Origin of the sequence: Mameliella sp. MMSF_3455 (genome assembly GCF_030733205.1) — a bacterium.
GTDB lineage: Bacteria > Pseudomonadota > Alphaproteobacteria > Rhodobacterales > Rhodobacteraceae > Antarctobacter.
The window spans coordinates 21,122-31,610 of the sequence record NZ_JASHJL010000034.1; the positions used below are offsets into that span (position 1 = coordinate 21,122).

General features: G+C 67.3%; 5 protein-coding genes. All 5 read left to right on the forward strand.

Annotation, left to right across the window (positions count from 1 at the left end):
* Positions 1-6: 6 nt before the first annotated feature.
* From RBB42_RS20560 to RBB42_RS20580, 5 genes are read left to right on the forward strand one after another with little or no spacing between them, the layout of a single operon-like run.
* Positions 7-2,226, forward strand: a complete 2,220-nt coding sequence (locus RBB42_RS20560; RefSeq protein WP_305972032.1) for a putative baseplate assembly protein — start codon at positions 7-9, stop codon at positions 2,224-2,226.
* A gap of 7 nt (positions 2,227-2,233) precedes the next feature.
* Positions 2,234-5,044 carry a phage tail protein gene (locus RBB42_RS20565; RefSeq protein WP_305972031.1) on the forward strand — a complete coding sequence of 937 codons (2,811 nt, stop codon included), beginning with the start codon at positions 2,234-2,236 and terminating at the stop codon, positions 5,042-5,044.
* Positions 5,041-7,236: a ComEA family DNA-binding protein gene (locus RBB42_RS20570; protein ID WP_305972030.1), complete on the forward strand. Its 2,196-nt coding sequence runs from the start codon at positions 5,041-5,043 to the stop codon at positions 7,234-7,236. The genes RBB42_RS20565 and RBB42_RS20570 overlap by 4 nt, the downstream gene beginning before the upstream one ends.
* A 4-nt stretch (positions 7,237-7,240) precedes the next feature.
* Complete coding sequence (locus tag RBB42_RS20575; RefSeq protein WP_305972029.1) at positions 7,241-8,863, forward strand: carboxypeptidase-like regulatory domain-containing protein; 1,623 nt, start codon at positions 7,241-7,243, stop codon at positions 8,861-8,863.
* Complete coding sequence (locus RBB42_RS20580; RefSeq protein WP_305972028.1) at positions 8,863-10,479, forward strand: hypothetical protein; 1,617 nt, start codon at positions 8,863-8,865, stop codon at positions 10,477-10,479. Before RBB42_RS20575 ends, RBB42_RS20580 begins: the two co-directional genes overlap by 1 nt.
* Positions 10,480-10,489 lie beyond the last annotated feature (10 nt).

Genomic DNA, 10,489 nt, shown 5'->3' on the forward strand with positions numbered 1-10,489 from the left:
AAGGCCATGCCCCTGCCACCGCCTGCAATTGACACCCGCACCTGGCGCGAGCTGATGGAAGAGGCCCTGCGCCGCAACGCGGTGCATACGCCCGAATGGACCAACCAGTCGGACGCCGACCCGGGCGTCACGCTGTTGCAGCTCTTCGCCTATATGAGCGAGAGCATTATCTACCGCACAAACGCGATCCCCGAGCGCAACCGCCGCGCCTTCCTGCGTCTTCTGGGACTTGCCCTGCGCCCGGCAGGAGTGGCCCGGGGGCTCGTGGCTTTCGAGAAATCCTCGGGCGCGGTCGAGGCACAGACGCTTGACGCAGGCGCCGACCTGCGCGCCGGACAAACGCCGTTCAAGGTCACGCGCGGGCTCGATGTGCTGCCGGTCGTTGCCTCGGTCTTCTACAAGCGCCGCCTGGCGGGGGTCGCCCTTGAAAACGCGCGCGAGTCCTACGGCGCACTTTATGCCAGCTTCACCGATCCTCCAGGGAGTGCGGCAGCGGTGAACGCGCTTGATTTCTACAAGACCGTGGAATTCGAACCACCGCACCCGGGCGACATCGGACCAGGCTTGGACGTCGGGGCAGAGACGATAGACGGCCTCTGGATCGCGCTATTTGCGCAGCGTGAGAACAAGGTCGTGGAGGCACGGGACGCGCTGCGCGGCAAGTCTCTGAGCCTTGGAGTGATGCCGGCGCTGGACGAAGAAGGGCTGTCGCATCTGCCGATCGACAGCGATCCCGAAACCCTGCGTGCGCTGGTCGTTGAAACGCCGAATCCCGCCGCCCCCGGCGCAGGCGCCAACTACCGCGCGCTCACCGCCACGCCGGATGCGAACCCGCTGACGATGCCCGCGCTTCTCGAGGTCTCGCTTGGGGACGCGGAACTCACCACCTGGGACAATCTCGAACCATTGGAACCGGGCACCGGGGCCTACCCGCCGGATCTCGAGGACGACCCGCGGGCCGCGCGGCTGGTCTCCTGGCTTCGTGTCCGGTTGAGGAACGACGGGAATGCCGTGGCGGCGGGCGGGCAGATGTCCTTCAAACTGTCCTGGATCGGGATCAACGCCAGCCGCGTGGAGCAACGCGCGCATGTCACCGGAGAACTCCTGGGCCGGGGCAACGGCGCTCCGGACCAGGCGGCGCGGCTGACCAACACGCCGGTCATCGCTGATAGCCTGGAGCTGCGCATCAACGGCCAGCTTTGGCAGCCGATCGACGATATCCTCGCGGCCCCCGCCGAGGCGGGAGCGCGCGGCGGCGACAGCGAGGCCGACGGGACCGAGGCGATGGTCTATGCGCTCGACCCCGCCACGGGCGAGATCGCCTTTGGAGATGGTCTGCACGGTGCGCGCCCTGCCCAGGGCGCGGTGATCCTGGCAAGCTACGATCACGGCGGCGGGCCCGCGGGGCTCGTCAGCATCGGAGCGATCAAGTCCGGATCCGGGCTGCCGAGCGGGCTGAAGGTTACCAATCCGGTTCCGACCTGGGGCGGCAGCGCGGGCGAAACCGTCGCCGAGGCCGAGCGCCGCGCACCCACTGTCCTGGCCAACCGCGACCGCCTGGTGACCGAAGAGGATTTTTCGACCATCGCCGCCGGAACGCCCGGGGTCGACATGGGCCGGGTCGAGGTTCTGGGGCTGGTGCGCCCCGCGAACCCGGCGCTTGTCGCGCCGGGTGCCGTCACGGTCATGGTGATCCCCGCCAACGATGCGCTGACCCCGCGCGCGCCCAACCCCGATCGACTGTTCCTGCAGGCGGTTTGCGAGCACATGGCCCCGCGCCGCCTGATAACGACCGAGCTTCACGTTCACGGCCCGGTCTACGTCGATGTCTGGGTCTCGATCTCGATCGAGGTGACGCCCGGGCGCGACACACCAACGGTGCGCAACGCGGTCACCGCCGCCATCGAGACTTTCCTTTCGGCGCTCGAAGGCGGCTTTGCGGGGCGCGGCTGGCCATTGGAAACCGCCGTGGACCCGGCCGAAATCCTGGTGCAGGCGGCGCAGGCCGAGGGCGTGCGCCGGGTCGATCAACTGATCGTCGGAGGTGCTTCGGGCCCCTTCACCACGCCCATGGCCCTGAGCGGACTGGAACTGCCGCGCCTCGCGGGCGTGTCGGTGGTCGCCGGAGGAGACCCGATCCCGCTTGATGAGCTACAGGGCCAGGCCCCGCCAGTCGATACGGTTGTCGCGGCGACGCCGGTGCCCGTGATCCCGGACGAATGCTGAGGGCGACATGAAAGACGCAAACGGCACCTCCTTTCATCTGATGCTCGGGCGCCGGGACTGGCAGGCCGCGCTCACCCACGAGGCGCCGTCCTCGGTCATCTGGGACCAGACCGCGGGCGCCGCAGTTCTGCGCCCCGAGGCCAAGCACTTCCCACCGCGCGTGGGTGCGGTACGCCTGTCCCCGGAGGACCGGCGTGGGGCGGATCGCGACGGTTTCGGAAATTGGTATTGGATCACCGAGGACCGGCGCGGGATCCGGACCTGGAGGATTGGTGGCAGCGCCGCAGATTTCTTCGACGCAAGCACGCTGGAGCAAACCGTCTGCCCGCCGAAGGACGGCAGCTTTGCAGATAGCGCCCCGCCCGAGCCTGCCTTCGCCGATCTGACGCTCTCGGGCCTGTCGGTCAGCTGCCGCCATTTCCTGCTGGTCGGTACGCTCTCCCCGAACGGTTTCCTTCTGTTCGACCTCCACAGTGGCGGCACGCCGACGTTCCAGCCCTGGAGCACCCCGGCAGAGATCGCGGTGCGAGACCTTGCGCGGGCGCACGACGGCGGGACCTGGATCCTCGACCGAACGGGACCAGCGGATGCCGGGCGGGTCTGGAAGCTCGACGAGCGTTTCTGCCTTGAAGGTTTCGCCGGGACCACCGCGCTCCCCCTGCCGGCACCGCCCGACTTCACCCCCGAAGGCGCGCCGCCCGAGCCCGTCGTCGCTTCGGAATTCCCCAGGGCGCTGGATCTCGGTGCATCTGGCCCCACGGGCGTGCCCGGCGCCGCCGCCCCGGTTTCGGTTGCCAGCCTGCCGGACGAGACGTTTCTGATCCTCGACGCGCCCGAGGGCGTGCCCTCGCGCATCATCCGCTATTCGCCCGATGGTCCGGCGGCCGAGGTCACGCTGGACCAGGACAAGCTGAGGGAGTTCGAAGACCCGCCGCTCGCCTACCGAGGTCACGACATCGCCTTTGTCGCCAATTTCAAGGCCCCCCCGGGCCGTCTCGAGGGTGCCCTGCTGATCGTCGATGACCACGGGGACAAGGCGCTGCACTTCGACCTCACGGCGGATAGTTGGGCGCCCGAGGCGCCCGCGGTGTCCGAGCTATCGCTAACGCTTGCCCCCGATTACCTGCCGATGCGCCATTTCGCGGGCCGGGCCCTGGTCGAGGCGGGGGGCAAGACCCACTACGACCTTGGCGAGACCTGGATCGCGCTGGCCCCACACCCGCGTCAGAACAGGGTGACCGAGGGGACGATCCGGCCCGCCGTCTTCGATTCAGGCCGACCCGGGACCGTTTGGCACCGGATCATCTTCGACGGCTGCGTGGCGCCGGGAACCTCGGTGACGCTTTCGGTGCGGGCCGCCGATAGCCCGGACGCGCTTCTCGGGACCGAGTGGTCGGTCCTGCCCCGCCCCTACAAGCGCGGCGACGGGGCCGAGACCCCGCATTGGAGCCCCTTCCCCGATGCCGACCCCGAAAGCGCGGCGGGCAGCTATGAAACGCTGATCCAGTCGGCAGAGGGCCGTTTCCTGCAACTGGGGATCGACCTCACCGGCAATGGCAGCACCACGCCGCGCCTGCGCGCGCTGCGCATCTACATGCCCCGGTTCAGCTATCTCGACCGTTACCTGCCCGCGGTCTACCGCGAGGACGAAGTCTCGGGAGACTTCCTGGAGCGCTTCCTGGCCAACGTCGAGGGGCTCTTCACCACGATGGAAGACCGGGTCGCCACGGCGCATGGGCTCTGGGATACGCGGATTGCACCGCCAGAGGCGCTGGACTGGCTTGCAACCTGGATGGGTGCGGCACTGGAGACCGACTGGGACGACGCGCGGAGACGTCTCTTCATCGACCATGTCGAGCTTCTGTTTCGCTGGCGGGGCACGCCCGCCGGGCTGAAGGCAATGATCGACATCGCGACGGATCCCTGCCCGGATGAATGCCTCTTCGACGGCTTGAAGAGCGGCAACCCGCCCGAGCCCGACGGCGCGCGGCAGGGGGTGCGGCTGTCAGAGACCCATGCGCTGCGCGCTTTCAAGAGCGTCACGCCAGACCCTATGGAGACGCTGGTGGGCTGGACCTACGAGGACGGCGCCGAGGCGTTGCACCAGGCTTTCGCGGCCTTCGCCCTCGACCGGCGCGGGGCGACGGTGGCCGAGCTGTCGACGATTTGGGGCGAAAGCCCGGCGTTGCAGTCGCAAAACGAGATCCGCTTTGCACCTCTGGTGCCCGCCAACCCCGCCAAGGCCGAGGATTGGCGGGCCTTTGCCGCCGGTCCGATCGGGTTCACCTATGCGGCGGCCACGGCGGCCGACACGATCCATTGGCAGGCCTACCTGACCCGCCGCCATGGCGCGCCGGATCGCGTCGCGGCAGCCCATGGGCTGACCAGCGCCGACCCTCATCCCCTGTCCCTTCCCGCAAGCCTGCCCCCGGGGGGACCTCGGCTCGAAGACTGGATCGCCTTCGTCTCGGCCATCCTGCCGGTCGAGCGCGACGCGCATCGTTTCACCGTACTGGCCCCGGTTTACCCGGGCGAAGACCGCCAGCGTCGCGACGACCGCATCGGGCAGATCGCCCGCGTGGTCGAGCGCGAGCGCCCGCTTCACACCGCATACGAGGTGCGCCCCTACTGGGCGCTCTTCCAAACCGGCTCGGCCCGACTGGGCCTCGATACCGCGTTGAGCGAGGGCGCGCGGTTCACGGCGATCGAACTCGGTCGCAGCGCGCTCAGCGAGGGATTCATCGGCTACGGCCACCCATTTGCCGTTCGGGACCGCACCGTGGTCGGACGCGACGCAGCAGGAGAGGTAAGACTATGACTTGCGAAACAGGATGCGGATGCCACGGCGCCTGTACGCCTTCTCTGACGCTCGATCCGCACAAGCGGGTGCACTACTCTCAAGGCCAGGTGCTGGGCGTGGATGAGTTCGTGCAGGAGGAGTACTACTTCCTCGAAGGCGCGCGCAGGCACCATCGGACCTTGCACGGTTATGGCACGGTCTGCGGTCTTGGGGTGTCGGCATCGGACAAGGGCAACGAGGTCGAGATCCGGGTCGCGCCCGGCCACGGCATCGACACCCACGGCCGCGAGTTGCACGTCACCACCGCGCAATGCGCAAGCCTTGACGCCTGGATCGCGGGCCAGGCGGCCAGTTCGCCGCCTCTTGCCCTGCCCTCACCGGCCGAGCTCGATGTCTGGGTCGTGCTCTGCTACCGCGAGTGCCTGACCGATCAGGAACCGATCCCGAGCGGCCCTTGCCGCACCCCTGAGGAATCGATGACGCCCACGCGTGTCACCGAAAGCTTCTCGATCCGTTTTGACCTGCAGCGCCCCGATATGGCGCGCTTCGATGCGATCCGCGCCTTTGCTGCGCTGATCGGGCGGCTGGATCCCATGCCTGGCGGCTCTCCCGCGATGTCGATCGACGATTTCCTGGACGAAGTCGAAGCGATCGGGACCTTCACGGGCTCGCCCCCGAGCCCCGCCTCTCCGGCAACCGGGCCGATCGAGGTGCCCGAGGACCAGATGGGGGAGTACCTTGCGGCAGCTTTCCACGCCTGGGTCACCGTGGTGCGGCCCGCGCTTCTGCCGGATGGCACCAATTGCGCGGGCAGCCCGGGTGGCGATGGCTGCATCGCCCTGGCCCGGCTTCGGGTGCCGGTAACGGACGCGGGCGGCGGCGCGGTCGCGCTTGCCGGCAACGCGGCGGCGATCACCGTGGAGGATGTCGATCGTCCGCTGCTCCTATCGACCCAGCTGATCCAGGAATTGCTGATCCCCGCTTCGGATGACGGCGGTGTGATCGACCATGACGCTCTCAACGGATTGGCGGATGACGACCACCTTCAATACCTCCTGATCCAGCCACGCACCGGGGCCGGGCCAAGCACCCTGGTCGAGCACCTCTCGGGCAATGGCACATTCAGACTGCAAGACATTCCACAGGCCGCCGTGCCAGGCGACGCGATGCCATGGGGCCAGGGCGCCGGCGGCGACCTGACCGACAACTACCCGACCCCCACAGTCAAAGGGCTGCACGGGCTCGACATCCCGGCCCCTGACGACACTGGTGCCAACGACGGCATGCACCTGACCGTCGAAAACAATGGGACCCAACTGGTATGGGCCGCAGCCGCGGCCCCTGGCCCCGGAGACGGGGCCGGCGAGGAAAACCTGGTACGCCTTCAGGCGCTGTCCTGGCTGCATGGGGGGGCAAGCGATCTTCGGTTTGACCTGCAGTTCCTGGGGGGCGCCGTCGAAACCCTTCCGGGAATCGCGGTGGCCTTCTGGAACGAACAGGTCGGGGACTCCGTGGTCGAGCTTGGCGTCGATGGTGAGAGAAATCTGGATCTCGGTTCGCTCGACGCCAACAGTTTCCGGATCTACGCGGAGGTTCCCGACGATCGCCTTGGCGCGTCTTTCGCAGAAACCCAACCAAGGGCAAGGCTTCGTCTGCCCCCGGTCGCCCTGATCCCGATCAAACCCGACGTTGCAGTTGGACAGACCCTGTTCGGCTCGGGCTCGCAAATGGACACGAACCTTGCACCGGGCGCCTTCCTGCGCATCGACGACAACACGCATGCCGAGATCGTGGATCGACAGCTCAAGATCTGGGTCGAGCTGGACGGCGATCATGTCCGGGCTTTCACCGACAGTGTGGACCCCGACATTACGCGTGCGGTGGATACGGAATTCCTGCGCTCGCGCCTGCCAACAGGGGATCGCCCGGAAGGCGCGAAACGCGGCACGCAAGGGGGACTGTTCTCGAGCTGGATCAACTTCGCCGACACCGACGGCATTTCCGCCGGGTGGGTCAACGTAAACGAAGCGGACGCCAGCGTTCTCAGCGCGCTCGGGATCGCGAACACTTCCATCGAAGCCTTCCTGCAGCGGCGACGTGCGCTCGGACGGTTCTCCACCTTCGACGAGATCAACGCGATCAACGGGATCAGCGACCGCGCGCGCCGCGTGCTGACCAACCCCGATCACATCATCCTGGGAGCGAGGTAGCGCGATGGCCATCGAACTCGAACAAGCTGTCTTGGATGGCGGCCGGCGTTTCGTCAACTTCTTCGAGGGCCGTATCCTGACAGGCCGCGACCTGCGTGACGAACAGGGCGCCGCGCGACAGGGGCGCACCGCGCTTGGGCGCGCGATCGGTCACGGCATCGTCGAAGGGCTTGAGGTGCGCGATGTCACCCCCTCGGGCGCAGGACAAGTCGCGACGGTCGAAGTCACCGCCGGGTTGGCGGTCAGCCGCACCGGCCAGACGCTTGATCTGGCAGAGACACGCAGCGTGCGCCTTAGTGTCCTGGACGAGGACAGCCCGAACCGGGATGCCGGGGCCTTTGACATCTGCCTAGATCAACCTCCGCCGTCAGAGTCGTCGACGGCGGAAGGCTTTCACATCCTGACCCTGACCACGGCCTCGGGATACGAGGAGGAAGCTCCGAAATCAGGGCTGGAGGACGGCGGGATCGCAGCAGGGTGCGGACGGCGCTACGCGACACTCGGTCTGCAGTTCCGCCTGGTCCGCTTTGACCCCGCGTTGATCGCAGGGGACATGGGGGGCACCGAGATCGGAAATCTCGCGCTTGGATCGAGCGACCAGCAAAGCTCACGCCTGCGAAACCGTGTTGCGCATCTCGGGCTTGGCACGGCGCCGCGCGCGCCTTTCCCTCTGGACCCGTTCGCCGAGACGCCCTCTGGCGCTTCGGCCTGGGCGGACTGGGAACTGGAAACCACTCTTGGTCAGGGCAGCCCGCCGAAACTCATGTCTTGCGAGGTTCCGCTGGCGGTGCTGCGCCTGCAGGGCGGGCAGATCACCTTTGTCGACATGTGGTCAGTGCGCCGCCGCCCACGCACGGACGCGCGTGCCAGCGATTGGCCGCTGATCGCGGCCAATGCGCGACACGCGAGCGACGCGGCCACCCTCTACCAGTTTCAGGAACAGCTCGACTGGCTCTTTGACGGGATCACGGTCCCGGCCAGCACGGCGGCGGTGGACTACTTCGATATCCTGCCACCGGTCGGCTTCCTGCCGATGCCCTCGGCCAGCACATTCCTGCCCGCCGCACCGCCCCCGGTCGACCTCGCACCGGGGCGGCTTATCCCCCTTGTGGAAGAGGCCATGCGCTACCCTGCGGTGGACCTCACCGCCTCGCCGGCGCCGGGGTTCGTGATCTATCGCGTCGATCCCTCCGCGGACTGGCTCTTGTTCGTCTCCGACATCGTACCATCGCCCGAGCTGGAAGCGATCAAATGCGCCGAGCTCGAAGACAGGATCGAGGAACTCGAGGACATCCTGAACACGCCCGGAACGATCACGGGGACGGTCGCCATAATCTACCTCTTCGGCACCGGTCCAATAGAACAGGTGGTCCCCGGCGCAATCGTGACGGCAACCCTGACCGGATCCCCAGCCGGATCCCCGGCAGACACTTTTGCCGCGACCACCGACGCGAACGGCGAGTACATTCTGACCCTGCCCGCCGGAGACTACGAGTTTGTCGTCTCCTTTCCCGGATCGGCGCAGAACTTCGCAAGCAGCATGGTCACGGTTGAACGGGCCACGCCTGCGACGGTGGATTTCAAGCGCAACATCGGGAACTTCATGACGATGATCCTGAACACGTAATGACCGAGCTGACACTAGATAAGGTGCATTTGCACGCAAGCCGGGCGGCGGCTCCAAAGCGCCGGGCGCTGAGGCGGCTCGAACGTGCCTCCCCCACCCAGCCCGGGGCGCCCTCCGAGGTCCTGATCCTGCGCCGTCTTGCGGATCCTGCACCGGGTGCGCTTGGCCGCGCTCTGGGCGAAAACGGGCTGGGGGATTGGGACCGGGCGCTGACCGGGGCGCTTGAAAGGGCCCGGGCGCGGGCACTCAGGCCCACCCCAGGGGTATCGCTGTCCAATGCCGAAGCGGTTGTCTTCGCCGATGAGGCGGAAATGTACGCTTGCCTGGTCGAATGCCTTGCAGGCACCGCAGAGCAGGCCTGGTGGACGAAGGCGCTCTTGCGCCGGGTTCCGACGGGATCCGGCCCCGAGGCGGTGCTGCGCCAGCAGTTCCACCTGCTGCCCGCGATCACCGAGGTGCTGGTCTCGCGCAATAGCGCAAGCAGCGTGTTCTCGGCCCTGCCGCCCGCGGCGGCAGAGGCACTGGCCCGCGACCTCGGGCCATTCGGTGCGGGGCGCCACTCAGGGCCGTCGGACAATGACCAAACCGTTGACACGGGCGATCCATCAGATGACTGCGGTGAGAGCCCCGTAGCCGTAGACGCCCCGCCCGCCTTGAAAAATTCACTCGCCACGCTGTTGCCCCCCCAGGCACGGCTATTGGCAATCGCGTGGGTGCGTCGCAAACGCCCCGACCTTGCGGGGGCTCTGCTGACCGAAGCGGCCGAAACCTTGATGCGCACCGCCCGTGGACACCGTGTTCCCGACGAACCGGCCACAACACGCAAGATGGATCAATCGCAGAGCATCCAGGACAGGTTTGACAGGGGAGCCTTGCCCACGCCCGATGGTTCCGATCCCCAGTCACGCGACCTTGACGCCGAAATCGGAACGGACGGCGCCGACCCCACCGATCAAGGCGGCAGGTCTTCGAAAGTTCCGCCATCCTTGGAACCCGCCCCGCCGCTTGCAGGCGCGCCCTTGGCACAGTCACCGGACCCCGCGGTGGGCCTCGGGCCGGAGGTGTCCCAAGACCGCTCGCCCGCAACAGACGCGGAAACCGCGCCGGTGACTGACCTTGGCGGGATTTTCTTTCTGATCAACGTCTTCTCGACCGATTTTGCCCTGCGAGCCAGGTCATTTGCCAAAGCACTGAAAACGTCCAAGCTGCCAGAAGACGGCCCTTGGGCACGGCTCGAAAGACTGGCGCGGGCGACGTTGGATGAGACCGCCCCCCATGTCGACCCGATCTGGGGGCTTCTTGCGACGCTCGACGGACGCCTGGTCGACACACCGGCCCGTCCTGCCGAACTCGACCGGATCGCGGCCCAAGAACTATGCGCCTGGATCGGCCGTGTGGCCTGGGGTCCGGACGGGCCATCCGAGGGACAGAGCCCGTCAGGCCTCCTTCGTCGTCGCGCCCGGATCTTCGTGGCGCCGATGCACATCGATGTGGTCTTTCCTGCTTCCGCCCAGAGTCTGCCGGTGCGTCGGGCCGGGCTCGATCTTGATCCCGGCTGGCACCCTGCCTTCGGCCGCATCGTCGCCTTTCACTACCGCGAACATGAGGTGATCTGATGAGGAATCC